Source organism: Pantoea sp. QMID4 (assembly GCF_030270445.1).
Classification (GTDB): domain Bacteria; phylum Pseudomonadota; class Gammaproteobacteria; order Enterobacterales; family Enterobacteriaceae; genus Pantoea; species Pantoea vagans.
Window position 1 is genome coordinate 89959 of the sequence record NZ_BSXL01000008.1, and the last position, 20000, is coordinate 109958.

Here is a 20000-nt window from a genome sequence, read left to right on the forward strand (position 1 = left end):
GCCGATATTGCGCGGAAAGCCTGTTAAGTTCAGGGTTGGTTCAGATGCTGGCTGTCTGATGAGTATCAGGGGCGTGATTCGCTTTAACCGGCTGTGCGCCCTGTCTGGCGAGCCAGGCGATCAACGCCGCGTTGTCCATCGGGCGGGCATAATAATAGCCCTGAATGAAGACCACGCCGCGCCGTTGCAGATAGCTGAACTGCAATGCGCTCTCGACGCCTTCCCCCAGCACTTCCAGCTCAAGCTCATGACTGAGCTGAATGATTGCATCCAGCACCGGGGTTTTGCCCTCCAAAGATTCGATCGTGTTGATAAAGCCGCGATCGATCTTCAGATAATCCATGGTGAAGGTCTGTAAGTAACTCAGCGAACAGTGACCGGTACCAAAATCATCAATCGCGACTTTCATTCCGCAACCGCGCAGCTGCTCCAGCTTGCGTGCCACCTCAACGCCATCTTTGATCAGGCTGCGTTCGGTCAGCTCCAGGGTAATCAGGAACTGCTTCTCTTTTACCCGCCCGGCGAAGTGCAGCATATCGTCGACAAAGTCCGGGTGCTGCAGATGATCGGCCGCCACGTTAATGGCCAGATGGAAGCCTGGCTCAACCTGCCACGCCTGCACATCCTCTGCAATTAAATCGAGCAGATGTCGGGTCAGCGGCACAATCATGCCTTCCGCTTCAGCGGCACTGATAAAAATATCGGGCCGGATGCCGTTACCGTCGGGCGTTGTCCAGCGCAGCAGTACCTCTGCGCCGCTACAGCGCTGCAGCCGGTTGTCATAGACCGGCTGATAGTGCGCCCTGAACTGACCGCTGGCGATGGCCCGCCGAATCTCATCGCGCCAGGAAATACGCCGTTGCAGCCAGTTCGCCATCAGCATCATCAGCAGAATCGAGAAAATTATCGCCATCGGCATGATGATCAACATCACCTGACGCCAGGCCAGGATCAGCTCAGAGGGTGAGGCAATAAGGGTGACAGAGAGCGGATAGCGGCTGGAGCTGGCCTGATAAATCAGCGGTTTCAACCAGCCGGACTGAGCGATTTGCGGAGCGCCAAACGAGATCGGGGCGCCGTCGTTAAATTCCATGCTGAAATGATAGAGATGGGTACTGCTGATGGCGCGCATAAAATCGATCAGATACTGGCCATCAACGACTGCCCAGAATCCCTCACCATCGGGCAGATCGCGCATAAAAATCACTGCGGGACGGTCCGGCACACCCGCCGTTCCGGCAATCGACAGGCTCCACCAGGCTTTTCCGGTGACCGGCGCATCACGCATGATCATATCACTCAGAAAAGCAGGCTTTGTACCATAGGCTGAAGAGCAGGCAATTCTATTTTCTTCCATTTTACCAATGGCGCGAAAATAGGGAGTCAGCGCACCGATGCGCTGTAACTGGCTTTCAATCTGGCTGCAGGGCTGATGCTGAAACTGGCGCAGTTCAGTAATCATATTCCAGGCGCTGTCGCTCATTCTCTCGGCCTGAGATAATAACGTCTTTGCCGCGCTCATCTGCTGCTGCCACACGGTGTGACGCGCATCAAGGGCCGTGAAAAAAATGCCAATAATCAGAGGCAGCACGCCGGAGATAATAATCACCAGCCTGGCGTAGTCGCGTTTTCGTTTCAGTAGCGGCACCGCTAAATCCTCTGGGTATTATTGGTATTATATGGAGGGGCTAATCAGTGGCGCAGCATAGCATTTCTCCGGGCGGTGCAGATTAGCGTTTTTGCGATCAACTGAACTGACTCAGGTCAATTATCGACCAGACTTTACATTTTATTGACAGGTTGTTTTGCCTTTATTGGTATTCAGCAAAAAAACAGGTGAGAACGGCGGGCCAGGCAGAAGGATGAATCGCTGCTGCAGCCTGGGTTGACCCTGGCCCGCCTGAGCGCGGGCGCAGGGTAAAGGTGATTCTTAATCAGCAAAATAGATCTGTTTCAGCGCCACTTCAACGCCACGCAATTCAGCCAGTCCTTTCAGCCTGCCAATGGCAGAATAGCCGGGATTGGTATTTTTATGCAGGTCGTCCAGCATCTGATGGCCGTGATCGGGGCGCATCGGAATCGCTCGCTGATTGCCCGCCCGTCGTCGCCGCTGCTCTTCCGCCAGAATGACCCTGATGACACCGACCATATCGACGTCGCCCGTCAGGTGTGCGGCTTCATGGAAGCTGCTGGGGTTTGCCTCGCGCTTTGTGGCGCGCAGGTGGACAAAGTTGATGCGGTCGGCATAGGTTTCCGCCATCTCAACCAGCACATTGTCGGCACGCACGCCATAGGAACCGGTACAGAAACAGAAACCGTTGTGCAGACTGTCCACGGTTTCCTTTAGCCACTGCATATCCTCCTGAGTAGAGATAATGCGCGGCAGGCCCAGAATCGGGCGCGGTGGATCGTCCGGATGCACCGCCAGTTTAATACCTACTTCTTCCGCAACCGGCACGATAGCGCGCAGGAAGGTTGCCATATGCTCGCGCAGTTTCGCTTTGTCGATGCCGTCATACTGTGCCAGCTGCGCCTGGAACTGCTCCAGGGTGTAACCTTCTTCGGCACCGGGCAGACCGGCAATAATATTGCGCACCAGCGTGCTTTTATCGTCAGCGCTCATGGTGGCAAAGCGCTGAGCAGCGGCCTGCTGTTCAGCCGCGCTGTAATCCTGCTCCGCGCCCGGACGCTGCAGCAGATACAGCTCGAAAGCGGCGAAAGCGTCGGCGTCGAAGCGTAGCGCTTTTGCGCCATCCGGCAGGGTCCAGGCGAGGTCGGTGCGCGTCCAGTCCAGCACCGGCATAAAGTTGTAGCAGACGGTATCAATACCGCAGGCGGCCAGATTGCGTATCGACTGCTGATAGCTGGCGATATAGCGAAGGTAGTTACCGCGCTGGGTTTTGATCGCCTCATGGACCGGGATGCTCTCAACCACCGACCAGACCAGACCCTTTTCCGCCAGCAGTGCCTGACGCGCTTTAATCTCCTCAACCGGCCACACTTCACCGTTAGGGATATGGTGCAGCGCCGTCACAATACCGGTTGCGCCCGCCTGACGCGCATCATCCAGGGAGACCGGATCGTTCGGGCCGTACCATCGCCATGTATGTTCCATTATTACTCCTCAACTGTGATGTGGCCCAGTGGTCAGGCCGCTGGGCCAAGAGTAGGATAGTGGACACATCAGGGCCGTGATCCGGATCGCAGCATGACAAACTGCATCCGGCAAGTAAGCGGTTTATGCGGAATAAAAGGAGAGGGTAATGACCCTGCCAGTCATCAAAACGGAGCGCCTGTATCGTCAGATCGCCAACGCCATTATGGCCAGCATCACGCACGGTGATTTTGTGGCGGGCGGCCTGTTGCCGCCCGAGCGCGAGCTGGCAAAACAGCTGGGTGTCAGCCGTTCATCAGTGCGTGAGGCATTGATTGCGCTGGAGATGACCGGCTGGGTCGATATCCGCACCGGCAACGGCGTCTACGTCGCTCAGCCGCAGCCACAGGCTGCAATCCCGCAGGAGAGCTGCAGCCTGCAGGATCTTTTGCAGGCGCGTGAAGCCTTTGAAGGCATGCTGGCAGGATTTGCCGCCCGTAACGGTACCGCCGGGCAGCGGGAGGCACTGCTGGCGCTGACCGCTGAACTGCAGCAGTACAATGAAAACGATGCGGCATTTCTGGAGCAGGATAAACGCTTCCATCTGCTGATCGGCGAGATGAGCGGCAATGACGTGTTACGCGACCTGCTGGAGCAGCTCTGGAACCGGCGTCACAGCCCGCACGTGCAGCGGCTGGAACGCCATTATGCCGATAACAGCTTCGCACAGGCGATGAACGCTGACCATCAGCAGATTGCCGATGCGATTGTGGCAGGCAATGAAGCAGCGGCCCGCCAGGCGATGGAGAGCCATCTGCAGCACGTCCAGCAGCGGCTACTTGGTTAATCCCCGAACGCGTTTAGGTCGTCCGGTGCCCAGCATAATCGCCAGACGGCTGCCGCCTGGCGTGGTCTCCATCAGGATTTTGGTAATACTGGTCAGCGGCACCGAGAGCAGCATGCCGACCGGACCGAGCAGCCAGCCCCAGAAGACCAGCGACAGGAACACCACCAGCGTTGATAAGCCCAGGCCGCGACCCATCAGACGCGGTTCCAGCATGTTGCCGAACACCATATGAATTGCGGTAAACAACGCTGCCACCATCGCGGCATCAAACAGGCTGTTCAGTAACAGCGCCTGCAGAAAGGGCGGAATGCCGGCAATAATCGGGCCGATATTAGGAATATAGTTGAGGATAAATGCCACGACGCCCCACAGCAGCGCGAACTTCACATCCAGCAGATAGAGACTCAGCCAGACGGCGATGCCGGTGATGAGACTCACCAGGGTTTTCAGCGCCAGATAATGCGTCACGCCTTTCAGCGCCTTATGCAGCCCGGCGATACGAATTTTCGGGTTCACCAGCGCGTTACGCATTTTGTAAGGCAGGTGATGAACCTCAAACAGCATAAAGACCACGGTCAGCACCAGCAGCACAGTATTGGTCATCGCACCCGAAAAGCCGCTGAGCGCCACGCTCGCCAGATTCATCATGGTATTCGGGTCGAAACGCTGTACCAGCGCGTCGGTAGAAATATTGAGATGAAAGCCCGCCGCCAGATGTTGCAGCACCGTCATTTTCTGCTCCATGGTGGTGCGCAGTTGCGGGTAAAGGTCAGAAAACTCGCTCATTGAGCTGGCGATGATGGTACCCAGCAGCAGGATGCCGCAGAAGATCACAGTAATGACCAGCCCAATCGCCAGTCCACGGCGGAAGCCACGACGCATCAGCATCGTCACCAGCGGGTTGAGCACAATGGCAAAGAACGCCGCCAGCAGAAGCGGGACCAGAATATCGGACGCGGCCCGAACCCCGGCAACAATGATGACCAGCATCGCCAGTTTTATCAGAATATTTTGTCCAATCTTTTCCTGTTGCAGCTCGCTCATTGCCTCTCCCGTGACGTAATCTGGCTGTTGGAAGTGTAGCTGAAAGAAAATTAACAATCTGATTTATCAGAGAAACGGTAAAGCGCGGCGGCATAATAGCGAGGTAATCAGCGCCACCGCACTCAGCTATGACGGCAGGACCGCGACCTCCTGCTGTTACTGTTATTGCGCCGCGTTTAACTGCCCGATAACCGTGCCAGTGTGATGCGCCGGTAGCGAAAGCAGGTATAGTTAAAGGATAAACCTTATCATTCAGCCAACTACGTGCGAGAACCTATGCCTGAACAGCCTGCAGCGGAACAGAATGCTCCATCCGGAAGCCTGAACATCTCGCTGCTGATCCTCTCTATCGTCGCCTACAACTTTGCCAGCTATCTCACAATTGGTCTGCCGCTGGCGGTCCTGCCAGGCTGGGTGCATGACCAGCTGGGCTTCAGTGCATTCTGGGCGGGCGTGGTGATCAGCCTGCAATATGTTGCAACACTGCTGAGCCGGCCACATGCCGGGCGCTATGCCGATCTCTGGGGGCCAAAGAAAGTGGTGGTGACGGGTCTGGTGGGCTGTCTGATTAGCGGGTTGTGCATTCTGCTGGCGGCACTGATCGCATCCCCGCTGTGGAGCCTGATACTGCTCTGCGTGGGCCGGTTGATTCTGGGTGTGGGCCAGAGCTTCACCGGCACCGGCACCTCGTTGTGGGGCGTAGCGCGGGTCGGTTCGCTGCACATTGGCCGCGTGATTTCCTGGAACGGCATCGTCACCTATGGCGCGATGGCGATAGGCGCGCCGCTGGGCGTAGTGATCTTCCGGGCCGGCGGGCTGCTGTGGCTATCGCTGGTGATTGTGGCCATCTGCGTGGTGGGTATCGTCTGCGCGGTCCCGCGCCCGGCGGTAAAAGCCAGCCGCGCCAGGCCGCTGCCGTTTCGGGCGGTGCTGGGGAAAATCGCTGGCTTTGGCGCGATTCTGGCGATGGGTTCAGCGGGTTTCGGCGTGATTGCCACCTTTATCACGCTGTTCTATCAGGATAAAGGCTGGGAAGGGGCCGCCTTTGCGCTTTCCCTGTTCAGCGGCGCTTTTGTCGGGGCGCGCCTGCTGTTCCCGAATGCGATTAACCGCCACGGTGGCCTGCGGGTCGCCAGCGTTTGTCTGGCAGTTGAGGCTGCCGGCCTCTTTCTGGTCGCCGCAGCGGGTGATCCCTGGATGGCAAAAGCGGGCGCGTTTCTGACCGGTGCCGGATTCTCGCTGGTGTTCCCGGCGTTGGGTGTGGTGGCGGTAAAAGTGGTGCCGCAGCAGAATCAGGGCAGCGCCCTGGCGACCTACACTGCTTTTATGGATCTGTCGCTGGGAATAACCGGGCCACTGGCCGGATTCATCATGAATTATGCCGGCGTCTCCCGCGTCTACCTGCTCACGGCGCTGCTGGTCTGCGTCGCCTTCTTCTGTACGCTGCGCCTGCAGCGGCGCCAGACTTCAGAGCCCGTAACCGGGGATTCGTCAGGATAAAAAAATGGCCCAGCAGCGGGCCATAACGTCTTTTCAGACACAGATAAACCAATAAATTTCGGGTGCAACAGGTTTCAGGCCTGCAGCAGTTCAATACTGTGGCGGATCTGGCGTTCAATCTCCGCCGGTGTCCAGCTGTTGAGCTGACCGGAGAACGGCTCAAAGGCGTAGACGCCCTTATAGCCGAGCATCTCCAGCCGTTTAACCTGCACCACGCTCTTCAGCACATCGTTGTCACTCAGCATGATGCGTTCGTCGTCGGTCAGTTCGGCAGTCGGACGCCGATCTTCCACACCCGAAAGATGCACCAGCCCAATCTGGTCAATATTGATACCCGCCGGAAATTCCTGTTCAGCCTGTTCATAGAGATGATGGTGAAAGGTATCCAGCAGCAGCCTGAAGGGCACATCCGCCGCGGCGATCAACTGCTGCGCCTCTACGATCGAACGCAGTGAGCTGATCGGAAACCCCAGCGGCTCCACCAGCCCCTGAATGCCATAGTGTGCAAAGCGCGGCGCCAGTTGCTGCATTGCCGCCTGCGTCTGCTGAGGCGACACGGTAATTCCCTCATTCAGTGGGCACATCACCAGTGCCTTTGCGCCGATCTGTTGTGCGGTTTGTAGCAGCGACTCCGCCCGCGTCAGCAGCGCGTCATCGATCCGGTTAAAGGGGTAGAGCGCATTAATCGTGACAATATCGATGTGATACTTATCCGCCAGGGCGCGCAGCTGATCGGTGCTGAGGTCATCGGTGACGCTGCCGCCCGGCATGTCATTACGCAGTTCGACCTTGCTCAGCCCCAGACGCTGAACCAGCTGAAAGAAGGCTTCCAGCGAGAGCCGGGGCGCAATTTTGCGATTGATACAGAAACGGGTGGGATCGATGGCCATGCGTTGACTCCGGGACAGGAGAAGGATGAACTAAAGAAAACATTTATTTCATTAATAGTGAATTATGAAATACAGATTATTAGATCGGTCTCGCATTAATTTCATATTCCGTTTCAGTCTGATGCATAAACGCTGGATCAACATCGCAGGATTACCTGCTCTGTCCGCCACTGCTTTTTGCCTGTCTGGCTAAGGCTGAGCGCGGTTAAACGCCGCCTGCCATCGGGACATCGTCAGAGGCTGGAGGGCGGCAAAAATGCGATCCGTGCCGCTAAAAGCAAATTTTCCAAAAAGAACTATTTGAAAAATTTATTCCACTGTAATAGCTTCATAGCACGCTTTCAGGTTTGCCTGGTCAGGCAGTGTGGCAGGCCACAGGGCCCGTCTGCAGGAAACTTAACCATCTTAAGAGGCAACATCATGACAATCATAGGTAACTTTATTGGCGGCAAAACGACTTTCAGCGCCAGCAATGAAACCATTCCTGTTTACGATCCGGCAACCGGCAAAGTGGTACGTGAACTGACGCAAAGTACTGCTGATGAAGTGGCCCAGGCGATTGGTGTCGCGCATGACGCATTTGCTGCCTGGTCAAAAACCTCGCCGCTGCGTCGCGCCCGCGTTCTGTTTAACTTTAAAGCTCTGATGGAGCAGCATCGTGAAGAGATGGCGGCGCTGATTGTCTCTGAGCATGGCAAAGTCTGGTCTGATGCGTTAGGTGAACTGACGCGCGGCATTGAAGTGATTGAGTTTGCCTGCGGGATTCCACATCTGCTTAAAGGTGAATATTCCCCGAACGTCGGCGGCGGCGTTGACAGCTTTTCGCTGATGCAGCCGGTGGGTGTTGTAGCGGGGATTACGCCGTTTAACTTCCCCGCGATGGTGCCGCTGTGGATGTTCCCGATCGCGCTGGCCTGCGGTAATACCTTTGTTCTGAAACCGCCGGCGCTGGATCCCTCTGCGGCCGTGCGCATGGCCGAGCTGCTGACTGAAGCGGGACTGCCGGATGGCGTATTCAACGTGGTGCACAGCTCTAACGAAGATGCTGAGCAGCTCTATAAAGATCCGCGCATCGCAGCGGTAAGCTTCGTCGGCTCGTCCGGCGTTGCTGAGCATATCTATAAAACTGCCAGCGCCCACGGCAAGCGGGTGCAGGCATTTGGCGCGGCGAAAAACCACGCTATCGTTATGCCGGATGCCGATCTGGATGCCACCGTTAACGCGATTATGGGCGGTGCGTTTGGCTCGGCCGGTGAACGCTGCATGGCGCTGCCGGTTGTGGTCGCGGTGGGCGATGACACTGCTGACAAGCTGATTGCCCGTCTGACGCCACTGGTGAAAGCGCTGCGGATCGGTCCTGGGATCAATCAGGGTGCCGATGAAAATGAGATGGGACCGGTTGTCTCCGCCGCGCACCAGAAGAAGGTGCTGGGTTACATCGATAAAGGCGAGCAGGAAGGCGCGAAGCTGGTGGTCGATGGCCGTAACGTGCAGGTTGCAGGTCACGCCGAAGGTTACTACGTTGGCGGCACGCTGTTTGATAACGTCACCTCTGAGATGGTGATCTGGCGTGAAGAGATTTTTGGGCCGGTGCTGAGCATCATGCGCGCACCGGACTACGACAGCGCGCTGCAGCTGGTCAACAGCCATGAGTTTGGTAACGGCAGCGCAATTTTCACCAGCAACGGTCACACCGCGCGTGAGTTTGTGCAGAACGTTGAAGCGGGCATGGTTGGTGTTAACGTGCCGGTTCCGGTGCCGATGGCATTCCATAGCTTCGGGGGCTGGAAGCGTTCCGTGTTTGGCGCGCTCAATGTTCACGGGCCGGATGGCGTGCGCTTCTATACCCGCATGAAAACCGCCACTGTGCGCTGGCCGTCCGGTCAGCAGACTGTGTCTGAATTCAGTATGCCAACCTTAGGCTGATCTATTTCAACGCTGATCGCGACCGGCAGGAGAGTCAGCCGGTCGCTTTGTTCGCTGGCACCTTGCCCGGTGAACCTACCGCAGCGTCAATCCTGACAGAGAGGAGGATCAGGATGTCTTTACTGTCGAAAGCACAGGCCCCTGACGCACAGGGTTGTATCCAGCATGTGACGCCTGAGCGTGCTGGCTGGCGTTATGTTGGCTTTGATGCTTATCTGCTGAAAAAAGGGGAAACCCTGCGCCTGACCAGCGGTGATAAAGAGCTGTGTCTGGTGCTGGTGGCCGGGCTGGCCTCGGTGAAAACCCGTCATGCTGAGTTTCCCGGGATCGGTAAGCGCATGTCGCCTTTCGAACGCGTGCCACCGTATTCCGTGTATGTGCCGCATGACGATGAAGTGGAAGTCTATGCTGACAGCGATCTTGAGCTGGCCGTCTGTAACGCACCCGGTCAGGGCAATCTGCCCGCAAGACTGATTGCGCCAGCAGATGTCGGTGTTGAGCATCGCGGTAAAGGGCGCAACCAGCGTCTGGTACATAATATCCTGCCTGATACTGAACCGGCAGACAGCCTGCTGGTGGTGGAAGTTTATACCAACGAAGGCGATACCAGTTCCTATCCCAGCCACAAGCATGATCAGGAGGAGAGTGAAAACGAAACCTACCTGGAAGAGACTTACTATCACCGTTTCGATCCGGAACCTGGCTTTGCCATGCAGCGCGTCTACACCGACGATCGCTCACTGGATGCCTGTATGGCACCCTATAACCGCGACGTCGTGATGGTGCCGCGTGGCTATCATCCGGTTGCGACGCTGGCCGGTTACAACAACTACTATCTGAACGTGATGGCAGGGCCGATACGGCTGTGGAAATTCAGCTGGGAGAAAGATCATGCCTGGGTGAACAGCGACAGCTATCCACGAACAGAGTAAGGCGCAGCGGTTTTATCAGTGCATGCCTGTAAAAAAGGGCAGCCAATCGGGCTGCCCTTTTTGTTGTATGTAACTCAGGAGGTTTCGGCATTATTCAGCGCCAGTGACACCGCCAGCGTCTGTGCCAGGCAAAGTGAGGCGACCTGCGAACGGAAGCCATCGACCTGCGCTTCACGCACCACAAAGCAGACATCGCTAAAGGCAGCCAGCGGGCTGACCTGGCTGTCGGTAATGGCGATCTGATGCGCGCCACGCTTAGCCCCCATTTCGACGACCTCGACCGCTTCACGCGCATAAGGCGAGTAGCTGATCGCAATCACCACATCTTTCGGGTTAACCAGGCTGAGCTGCTCGGTAAACATCCCGCCCAGACCATCAATCAGAAAAGCACGACGCTCCAGATGACGCAGCGCGTAGACCAGATAGGAGGCGACGCTGAACGAGCGACGCAGGCCAATTACATAGATGTTCTCAGCCTCATTCAGCAGTTTCACTGCTTTGTTCAGCTGCTCAGGATTCACCTGCATCGCCAGCTGCTGCAGCGCCTGGCTGTTCACCATGGTAAAGACGTTGAGGATCTCCGCCGGACTCTCAGGCGCACTGGCGCTGTCGTCCGTTGAGGTCTGACGAAACAGACGTGCGCGCTCGGTATAGTTGACCGTCTCTTCCATCAGGTGCTGACGAAAAACCTGTTTCATTTCGTTGAAGCCGCTGAAGCCAAACGCATTCGCAAAACGGATCAGCGTCGACGGTGGTACATCGGCCTGCTGAGCAATCGAGGCGACGGTATCGAAAGCAATACTGTTACTGTTATCAAGGATGTAGCGCGCAACCTGTTTAAGACGCTTGCTCAGCGTTTCGTAGCGACGACGAATATCGTCCTGCAAGAGAGAAAGTTGGGTGGGATTATTGTTCATCACTTCTGCCCGTATCATTAGAATAATGGCTGCATAATGAGCGCTATAGTATCAGATGGATGGAAAATTTCATTTGTTTGCGTCAACGAAGCGGTTTATTTCATGGCTTTATGAAATGGTTCACAGATTGGCTTTAGCGCGCCCAGGCGGGCATCCTGGCGGGCAATGACAGGGTGAAAAACGGGATGAAATGATAGCTGGGATGAAATGACAGAAGGGAAGAGGGGTAACCAGTAAAACGCCATCCCGGTTGGGATGGCGTGATATTACTAAAAAGTCTGTCTCTGCTTGCTATGAGTCCGCACAGGCTCAGGTAACACGGTCAGATCGGAAAGTCGCTCAAGCCATCCATGGCCGCTCGTCCCGCGCGATTACGCACCTCATCCATGAGGTGCGCCCGTTGCCGGGCCAACGCTTCGCGTTGTTCAAAAACGCTCCCGGCGTTTTTGTCCCGGGCGCGGGACGCTTTCCTCTTCTGACCGTGTTACCTGCGCGTTGAGCTTATTCGTTGCTGCAACATTCACCCTGCTTTGAGTGAGTCAGCAGTCTGAGGCCATCGCGGTTGAGGCAGCCTGGTGCAGGGCAGCAAATCAGGCGCGGGCCGCCCGCCAGTACGCAATCAGCCGCAGGTAATTCCCTTTTACGGTCTCAATCAGCGCCTGATCGTCCAGTTCACCCTGCAACCACTGACGCGAAGGCTGACCAAAGATGGTGCGACCCACCGCAAAACCTTTTACCCATGGCGCTTTGGCCGCCGCGGCGAAGCCCGCTTTAAGTTTCTCTTCGGGTGCATCCAGACCAAGCAACAGAATGCCGCGACAGTGAGGATCCTGCTCTTCAATCAGACGACTGATCGCCTGCCAGCTCTCTGCGGATAGCGGAGGCAGTTTCCACCAGTCCGGCTGAATACCCAGACTGTAGAAATGACTGAGTATATCAAGGTAATAGGCTTCATTCTTATCCGGGTTGCTCTCAGGAAGAATCACTTCCAGCAGCAGCTCATGGCCACTTTTGTTACAGCCTTTCCAGACATCGAGCACCAGATCATCCTGCTCTTTGCGCAGTTCAGCACTGTCATGAGGATGATAGAAAACCAGACATTTCACGACATGTTCGGCGGGCCAGTCGATTAGCTGCGAGCCGATGTTACCATGCTCCAGACGGAGTGGACGTGAGCTGGGCAGCTCGATTGGGCGGCCAATCCACCACTTCTTACCCGTGATAGCATTCAGGGCTTTCTGACCATATGTGGTATCTGCCAGAATGCCGCTTTTGTTCTCTAATCCTGCCTCACTGGCCGCCTGCTGAGCGGCTTCCAGCAGCAGCAGTTTAAGTTGTGGAATACGGCTCTCATCAACGCCCGCTTCCTGCGCCATATCCGCCAGCTGTTTGCGATGGTCAAAGGCGAACACGTTCAGTTCCGGCCATTGCTGCTTACGGGTGGTCACACGGTGCAGATGGTTCAGACGACTGTCGAGGTCGGGACGTTTCACCTCTGTGTCGCGGCTCAGGAAATCATCCAGCTCCGCTTTAGTTGGCATGGCAGGGGCACAGCCGTGGCGTGACACCACCAGCGCGCCACAGGCATTGGCATAACGGCACGCCTGCTCCCAGCCTTCATCATTCAGCCAGCCGCGTAGCAGGCCAGACATAAAGGCATCGCCCGCGCCCAGCACGTTGAGCACGTCGACGCGCACGCCGGTGTGCAGCTGAGTCTGTTCCCAGCTATCCGGAATTTCACCTTCAAATACCACACAACCCAGCGGACCGCGTTTGCAGACCAGCGTCGCCTGACTCGCCTGACGCACGTTCTTCAGCGCAGTCAGGGTATCGGTGCTGCCACCGGCAATATGAAACTCCTCTTCGGTGCCGACGATCAAATCGAAATAGTGCACCACTTCCTGCAACTGCTGAGTGACCTGAGACGACTCAATGAAACGTGTTTCGCCGTCGCCCAGAGAGGTCAGTCCCCATAACACCGGGCGGTAATCGATATCCAGCGCCGTTCGCAGGCCATTGCGGCGGGCGATATCCAGCGCTTTCAGCACCGCTTCACGGGTCTGCGGATGTGACAAGTGCGTGCCGGTGACCGCCACCGCGCGGGACGAGGTAATAAAGGCTTCATCGATATCGTCCGGTACCAGACCCATATCAGCGCAGTTATCACGGTAGAAAATCAGCGGAAAAGTCTCATCATCTTTAATCCCCAGAATCACCATGCCGGTCAGGCGTTTTGCATCGGTGATCAGAGCATCGGTGTTACAGCCCACGCGCTGCAACTCCTCACGCAGAAAGCGACCATTATGCTCATCTCCCACCCGCGCCAGCATTGCCGATTTCAGCCCCTGAATCGCGGTGCCATAAGCGACGTTGCCTGACGATCCGCCCAGATATTTAGCAAAGGAGGTGACATCTTCCAGCCGTGCCCCAATCTGCTGGCCATAAAAATCAACGGCGATGCGCCCGATACAAATCACATCAAGCGGCTTCTGTTGTGTACTCATACCTGTAGTTTCCTTCTGTGATTCGCAGAGCTGGCGGGCGAAAAGATCGATCCAGGCAGGCTCTGCTTCCGGGTCTGTAGGGATCTGACTGGCTATGAGATAAGTATGAGGAATAAAAATTCCATATTCAATATGAAATGAAATATCCATCGCAATTTTGTGAACCAGGTAAAACTCCTGATTGCCACCCGTCTGCGCGGTCTCTGTCGTCACGATGTGCGGTATGTCAGGGTTGTGAGGGGGATCGCAGGAATCCGTACGCCAGTCAGGCAAGCTGCTGCATTGAAATGAATTTTTTCATCATGAATCACTCTCTGCTAAACGTTTCAGATTTCCTCGCCGTGATTGCCCGCCAGACCTGTTGCCACCGTTAAATTTGATCTCACTCGCAAAATGAAATGTTTCTTCTGTAATCGTGTTTTATGAAAAATATATTTGTTTATAATCGCCTCACGTTTCAGTTATTCCGGCCGCTTTTCCGCCAATGACAACGCCTGGCGCGCTGTCGCGGAAGTCGGGGTCCACCAGCATGTAAGGAAGAAACATGGGCACAATCAGACTGACCACGGCACAGGCGCTGGTTAAATTTCTTGATAATCAATTCATCGATGTTGATGGCACTGAGACGAAGTTCGTCAAAGGCATCTTCGCGATTTTCGGCCATGGCAACGTGCTGGGGCTGGGCCAGGCGCTGGAACAGGACAGTGGCGATCTGGTGGTCTGGCAGGGTCGTAACGAGCAGGGTATGGCCCATGCTGCCACCGGCTTTGCCCGTCAGTCGCTGCGCCGTCAGATTATCGCCTGCAGTTCGTCTGTGGGACCGGGTGCGGCTAACATGATTACTGCCGCCGCCACTGCGACCGCTAACCGCATTCCTCTGCTGCTGCTGCCCGGCGACGTCTTCGCCACCCGTCAGCCCGATCCGGTGCTGCAACAGATTGAGCAGAGCTACGATCTCAGCATCAGCACCAATGACGCCTTCCGCGCCGTCAGCAAATACTGGGATCGCGTCAGCCGCCCTGAGCAGCTGATGTCAGCCTGTATCAATGCCATGCGTGTCCTGACCGATCCGGCCGAAACTGGCGCAGTCACGCTGTCGCTGCCACAGGATGTGCAGGGTGAGGCCTGGGATTACCCGGACTACTTCTTCCAGAAACGCGTGCACCGTCTGGATCGCCGCCTGCCGGTCGCGGCGCAGCTGGCGGATGCCCTGACGCTGATTAACCGTAAGCGCAAGCCGATAATTATCTGCGGCGGTGGGGTGAAATACTCTGAAGCGGGCGAGGCGCTGCGCCAGTTTGCCGAACGCTATCAGATCCCCTTTGCCGAGACGCAGGCGGGCAAGGGCACGCTGGTCTCTGACCATCCGCTGAATGTCGGCGGCGTAGGCGAAACCGGCTGTCTGGCCGCGAACCTGCTGGCGAAAGAAGCCGATTTAGTCATCGGCATCGGCACCCGCTATACCGACTTCACCACCGCATCGAAATGGATTTTCCAGCATCCCGATGTCAGCTTCCTGAACATCAACGTCAGCAACTTCGACAGCTATAAGCTCGATGGCGTGCAGTTGCTGGCCGATGCCCGTGAAGGGCTGACCGCGCTCACCGCTGCGCTGGCCTCACAGCACTACAGCAATGACTGGGGCAACCAGATTGAGCAGGCGCAGAGCCAGCTGCTGAAAGAGACGCAGCGCGTCTATCAGGTGGAATATCACGATGGCGACTTTGTGCCGGAGATTGCTGACCATCTCGACCGCGAAGCGGTTTTCGCAGAATTTAACCGCCTGACTCAGTCACTGCTGACGCAAAGCAGCGTGCTCGGCACCTTAAATGAGCAACTGCCGAAAGATGCGGTCGTGGTAGCCGCCGCAGGCAGCCTGCCGGGCGACCTGCAGCGTGTCTGGCGCACCAAAGATTACAACGCCTACCACGTCGAATATGGCTACTCCTGCATGGGTTATGAAGTCAATGCCGCGCTGGGTGCAAAACTGGCGCAGCCGCAGCGCGAGGTCTATGCGCTGGTCGGCGACGGCTCCTTTATGATGCTGCACTCTGAACTGGTCACCTCGATACAGGAAGGGGCGAAGATCAACGTCGTGTTGCTGGATAACATGACTAACGGCTGTATCAACAACCTGCAGATGGAACACGGTATGGACAGCTTCACCACCGAGTTCCGTTTCCGTAATGCGGAAAGCGGCAGGCTGGACGGTGGCTTTATTCCGGTCGATTTCGCGGCCATTGCTGCCGGTTATGGCTGCAAAACTTATCGCGTCACTAGCCTGGAACAGCTTAAAGCGGCGCTGGAAGATGCCCGCACCCAGACGGTTTCCACCCTTATCGACATTAAAGTGCTGCCAAAAACCATGATCCACAAATATTTCAGCTGGTGGCACGTCGGCGTGGCGCAGGCGTCGAAAACCGAACGCGCTCAGGCGGTGGCGGACAAGCTCAACAGCCATCTGGATCAGGCGCGCAAATACTGATTTCCGGGCCGTGCTGCGGCCCGTTTTCCTCTTATCCGTACAAACCCTACACAGGTGTAATTATGACTTTGAAACTTGGCGTCATCGGTACAGGTGCAATTGGTCAGGAACATATTCGCCGCTGCAGCCATGTGCTGCAGGGGGCTCAGGTGGTTGCCGTCTCTGATATCAATGTCGACGGCGCGCGTGCTGCACTGCAACGCCTGAATATTGAGGCGGAGGTGTTTGAAAATGGTCACGATGTGATTCAGTCACCCAACGTCGATGCGGTGCTGGTCACCTCATGGGATCCGACCCATGAAGAGTTCACCCTGGCGGCGATTGCCGCTGGTAAACCGGTCTTCTGTGAGAAGCCACTGGCAATGAGCGCCGAGGGTTGCCGCCGGGTGGTAGATGCAGAGATTCAGGCGGGTAAACGCCTGGTGCAGGTTGGCTTTATGCGCCCTTACGATGCGGGCTACCGCGCTCTGAAAAAAGTGATCACCGATGGTGATATCGGTGAGCCGCTGATGCTGCACTGCGCGCACCGCAACCCGACTGTGCCGGAGAACTACACCACGCCGATGGCGATCACGAATACCCTGATCCATGAGCTGGATGTGCTGCGCTGGCTGACCAGTGACGACTATAAAACGGTGCAGGTGATCTTCCCGCGCGTGACGTCGAAGACCCATGGTCAGCTGAAAGACCCGCAGATCGTCCTGTTCGAAACCCACAAAGGGGTGCGCATCGACGTCGAGATCTTCGTTAACTGCGCTTACGGCTATGACATTCAGTGTGAAGTGGTCGGTGAAGAGGGTATTGCCCGCCTGCCAGAGCCTTCTTCGGTGCAGCTGCGCAAAGATGCCCGCCTGTCGAACACCATTCTGGTGGACTGGAAAGATCGCTTTATCGAGGCATATGACGTTGAGCTGCAGGCGTTTATCAACGACATCAACGCGGGTCAGCTTACCGGTCCTTCTGCCTGGGATGGCTTTGCTGCCTCGGTGGCCGCCGACGCCTGCATCAAAGCGCAGAGCAGTGGTGCGATTGAGCCGGTAGAGATGCCGCCGCGTCCCGCTTTCTATAACTGATTCAGCCCTCTATGCGGCCTGGCCGCTCTCCATCCAGGAATAAGAAGATGAATAAAGAGATTGTTAAACTGGCGATCGCGCCGATCGGCTGGACCAACGATGACATGCCGGATCTTGGCAGTGAAAACACCTTCCAGCAGACCGTCAGTGAGATGGCGCTGGCGGGCTTTACCGGTAGCGAAGTGGGCAGTAAATATCCGCGCGATCCGGCGATTCTGAAACCGATGCTCGACATTCGCGGTATCGAAATCTGCAACGCCTGGTTCAGCACCTTTTTCGCTAATGGTGACAAAGAGAAAACCATCGAGCAGTTCATTGAGCACATGAACTTCCTGCATGCGATGGGCGCGCGGGTGATTGGCTGTTCTGAGCAGAGTAAAAGTATTCAGGGCACCACGCTGGCGGTGTTTGACGAGAAAGCGATTTTCACCGATGAAGAGTGGCGGCTAACCGCAGAGGGCTACAACGAACTGGCCCGCATCGCAGCAGAGAAGGGAATGCGCGTGACGCTGCATCACCACATGGGCACCGGCATTCAGACCACAGAAGAGATCGACCAGTTTATGGCGATGACTGACGAGCAGGTCGGTTTGCTCTATGACACCGGCCACGTCTACTACTCCGAAGGCTCCCAGCAGAAGATGCTGGCGGTACTGGAAAAATATCTGCCGCGCATCTTCCACGTTCATCTCAAAGATGTGCGTGATGATGTGGTGGCTGAGGTGCGCGAGAATCATCTCTCGTTCCTGGAAGGGGTGAAAAAGGGCACCTTTACCGTGCCGGGCGATGGCGTGATCGACTTTAAGCCAGTGTTTAAAATCCTGGACGATTACGGCTACAAAGGCTGGATGGTGGTGGAAGCGGAGCAGGATCCGGCGCTGGCCAATCCATTTGAGTATGCTGTGAAAGCGCGGAAATATATCCGGGAAAATACAGGGTTATAACGTGCTCTGAACAAAGGCTGGCTTCCCGGTGGGAAGCCAGCCTTTTGTTTTACTTCAGCGTAATGCTTTTCACAATGCTGTCAGCATCGCTCTGCGCCTGCTGCTGATTATCGCCTGGCAGCGTAATCTGCAGCGTCACCAGCTTGCCATCCACTTTTGCCAGAACCACGGAAGACCATGAGGTCTGGTTGTTAGCAGAAATTACGGTATCCAGCTGCTGAGCGGGCTGATCTTTCAGCGTCACAGGTTTGTTCGACACCACCTGCAACTGCGGGTCGCGGTTACGTTGCTGCTGTTCCATGCGCTTCGACAGCACATCCAGCCCGTCACTGGTCGGGTCACCGGCAATCACAATAATGGCGCGGGCACCGGTTTCATCCGCATAAACGTGCATGTTCGTGGTCTGCGAACCCAGTTTCCCGCTTTTATCTGACATGCCTGGCGGCAGTGAGAAGCTCAGTTTGCCATCCATCAGCGTGACGGTCTGCGCTGACTGACTGGCGCTAACGCCGTTGTCGTTCGCCGCTTCATCTTTCTTCTGGTCACAGGCCGCCAGGCCAAGTACCAGTAAACCCATTCCTACATATTTCACCAGGTTGCGCATCAGAATCCCTTTTTAAGTTTCCAGTCAGGCGTTAATACAACAGGAATCAGGTTGCAAACGCAACCTGATGATTGTCAGAAGATCTTAGCGGATAGTCGTGGAAACGGTATGGGCTATTAGCCGAAATTGACCTGGCGGGCGGTCTGGCGTTCAGCCATACGTTTCAATGCAGCATTGAGCAGTACGCCATAGGCAGGCAGGAAGAAAACCATGCAGATCAGCACCTTGAAGCTGTAATCCACCAGAGCAATCTCAACCCAGTGCTGCGCCATAAACGCATCGGGACTTTTATAGAAGGCGATAAAGAAGAAGGCCAGCGTATCGCTGATATTCCCCAGGAACATGGCGCAGCCGGGTGCTATCCACCACTGAGGCAGACGACGCAGACGGTTGAAGACATGAACGTCGAGGATCTGACCCAGCGCGTAAGCCATAAAGCTGGCGCAGGCGATACGGGCAACAAACAGATTCATCACTTCCAGCGCCTGCCAGCCCTGCCACTCACCCTGATAGAACAACGCCGAGACGCCATACGAAATAAACAGCGCCGGGATCATCACGGCCAGAATAATGCATCGGGCCAGCGGTGCGCCAAAAATACGCACGGTGAGATCGGTCGCCAGGAAGATAAACGGGAAGCTGAACGCCCCCCAGGTGGTGTGGAAGCCAAAGACGGCGATCGGCAACTGCACCAGGTAGTTACTGGAGGTGATCACCAGCAGGTGAAACAGTGATAGCCAGAAAAGCGCATGCATGCGCTGACGTGAAGAAAATGCGAGCATATTCAACCTTTTTAATGTTGGGGTGAGGGAACCCATTGCGGGACGCCGTTCGGGCAGCGCCTGGCAGTTTTATGAGCAAAAAGCGGCGGCATATTACCGCGTTGTGCTTTTTATGCAATGGTTAATTTTAACGCAATCGTTATCGCCTTGCTTCACCGCCAGCACGCGCTAGAATGAGCGCCCCTTACCTGGATCGAGTTGATTATGAGCGATGCTTTTTCCTCTGCCGACCATCAGCTGGACGCCCGTGGCCTGCGTTGCCCGGAGCCGGTGATGATGGTGCGCAAAACTGTACGCAGCCTGCAGGATGGCGAGACGTTACTGATCATCGCCGATGATCCGGCGACGACCCGCGATATTCCCGGCTTCTGCCGTTTCATGGAACACGGCCTGCTGGCACAGCAGACCGACACGCTGCCCTATCAGTTTCTGATTCGCAAAGGGTTGGCGGGTTAACA

General features: G+C 56.2%; 16 protein-coding genes. 8 read left to right on the top strand and 8 right to left on the bottom strand.

Features of this window, described 5'->3' with window-relative positions:
• Positions 1-40: 40 nt before the first annotated feature.
• The gene (locus QSK07_RS18240; RefSeq protein ID WP_285722133.1) at positions 41-1648 is read right to left on the bottom strand and encodes an EAL domain-containing protein; all 1608 of its coding nucleotides are present in this window, start codon (positions 1646-1648) and stop codon (positions 41-43) included.
• Positions 1649-1930: 282 nt separating this feature from the next.
• Complete coding sequence (gene uxuA, locus QSK07_RS18245; RefSeq protein ID WP_098052124.1) at positions 1931-3115, bottom strand: mannonate dehydratase; 1185 nt, start codon at positions 3113-3115, stop codon at positions 1931-1933.
• A gap of 148 nt (positions 3116-3263) precedes the next feature.
• On the opposite strand from uxuA, the gene QSK07_RS18250 reads away from it, so the two are divergent.
• Positions 3264-3941 (top strand): FadR/GntR family transcriptional regulator, encoded by a 678-nt coding sequence (locus tag QSK07_RS18250; protein ID WP_098052125.1) that lies wholly within the window; start codon positions 3264-3266, stop codon positions 3939-3941.
• On the opposite strand, the gene QSK07_RS18255 is transcribed toward QSK07_RS18250, so the two are convergent.
• A complete protein-coding gene (locus tag QSK07_RS18255) occupies positions 3930-4985 on the bottom strand; it encodes an AI-2E family transporter (RefSeq protein WP_285722136.1) in 1056 nt (351 codons plus the stop codon). The two genes, QSK07_RS18250 and QSK07_RS18255, sit on opposite strands and share 12 nt — an antisense overlap.
• A 276-nt stretch (positions 4986-5261) precedes the next feature.
• Here QSK07_RS18255 and QSK07_RS18260 point away from each other — a divergent pair, with 276 nt between their 5' ends.
• On the top strand, positions 5262-6485 hold the full coding sequence (locus QSK07_RS18260; protein WP_285722138.1) for an MFS transporter: 1224 nt from the start codon (positions 5262-5264) through the stop codon (positions 6483-6485).
• A gap of 74 nt (positions 6486-6559) precedes the next feature.
• Here QSK07_RS18260 and QSK07_RS18265 read toward each other — a convergent pair whose 3' ends face one another.
• Entirely contained in the window at positions 6560-7375 is an 816-nt protein-coding gene (locus QSK07_RS18265; RefSeq protein ID WP_285722139.1) for a TIM barrel protein, read from the bottom strand.
• 420 nt (positions 7376-7795) lie between these two features.
• Here QSK07_RS18265 and QSK07_RS18270 point away from each other — a divergent pair, with 420 nt between their 5' ends.
• Positions 7796-9301 (top strand): CoA-acylating methylmalonate-semialdehyde dehydrogenase, encoded by a 1506-nt coding sequence (locus QSK07_RS18270; protein ID WP_095706558.1) that lies wholly within the window; start codon positions 7796-7798, stop codon positions 9299-9301.
• Between the two features lie 113 nt (positions 9302-9414).
• Positions 9415-10233 carry a 5-deoxy-glucuronate isomerase gene (iolB, locus tag QSK07_RS18275; protein WP_285722142.1) on the top strand — a complete coding sequence of 273 codons (819 nt, stop codon included), beginning with the start codon at positions 9415-9417 and terminating at the stop codon, positions 10231-10233.
• 74 nt (positions 10234-10307) lie between these two features.
• On the opposite strand, the gene QSK07_RS18280 is transcribed toward iolB, so the two are convergent.
• Together QSK07_RS18280 and QSK07_RS18285 are read right to left on the bottom strand one after the other, a co-directional pair.
• Complete coding sequence (locus QSK07_RS18280) at positions 10308-11150, bottom strand: MurR/RpiR family transcriptional regulator (protein ID WP_098052130.1); 843 nt, start codon at positions 11148-11150, stop codon at positions 10308-10310.
• Positions 11151-11740: 590 nt separating this feature from the next.
• Positions 11741-13654, bottom strand: a complete 1914-nt coding sequence (locus QSK07_RS18285; protein ID WP_285722144.1) for a bifunctional 5-dehydro-2-deoxygluconokinase/5-dehydro-2-deoxyphosphogluconate aldolase — start codon at positions 13652-13654, stop codon at positions 11741-11743.
• Between the two features lie 544 nt (positions 13655-14198).
• Between QSK07_RS18285 and iolD the strand changes: the two genes are divergently transcribed.
• From iolD to iolE, 3 genes are all read left to right on the top strand, one after another.
• Entirely contained in the window at positions 14199-16139 is a 1941-nt protein-coding gene (gene iolD, locus QSK07_RS18290; protein ID WP_098052131.1) for a 3D-(3,5/4)-trihydroxycyclohexane-1,2-dione acylhydrolase (decyclizing), read from the top strand.
• A 62-nt stretch (positions 16140-16201) separates the two neighbouring features.
• On the top strand, positions 16202-17212 hold the full coding sequence (iolG, locus tag QSK07_RS18295) for a bifunctional inositol 2-dehydrogenase/D-chiro-inositol 1-dehydrogenase (RefSeq protein ID WP_098052132.1): 1011 nt from the start codon (positions 16202-16204) through the stop codon (positions 17210-17212).
• Between the two features lie 47 nt (positions 17213-17259).
• A complete protein-coding gene (gene iolE, locus QSK07_RS18300; RefSeq protein WP_098052133.1) occupies positions 17260-18156 on the top strand; it encodes a myo-inosose-2 dehydratase in 897 nt (298 codons plus the stop codon).
• Between the two features lie 49 nt (positions 18157-18205).
• Here iolE and QSK07_RS18305 read toward each other — a convergent pair whose 3' ends face one another.
• Positions 18206-18760 carry a DcrB family lipoprotein gene (locus tag QSK07_RS18305; RefSeq protein ID WP_275222295.1) on the bottom strand — a complete coding sequence of 185 codons (555 nt, stop codon included), beginning with the start codon at positions 18758-18760 and terminating at the stop codon, positions 18206-18208.
• A 116-nt stretch (positions 18761-18876) separates the two neighbouring features.
• Complete coding sequence (locus QSK07_RS18310; RefSeq protein ID WP_285722149.1) at positions 18877-19542, bottom strand: 7-cyano-7-deazaguanine/7-aminomethyl-7-deazaguanine transporter; 666 nt, start codon at positions 19540-19542, stop codon at positions 18877-18879.
• A gap of 204 nt (positions 19543-19746) precedes the next feature.
• On the opposite strand from QSK07_RS18310, the gene tusA reads away from it, so the two are divergent.
• Positions 19747-19998: a sulfurtransferase TusA gene (gene tusA, locus QSK07_RS18315; protein ID WP_098052136.1), complete on the top strand. Its 252-nt coding sequence runs from the start codon at positions 19747-19749 to the stop codon at positions 19996-19998.
• Positions 19999-20000: the final 2 nt, after the last annotated feature.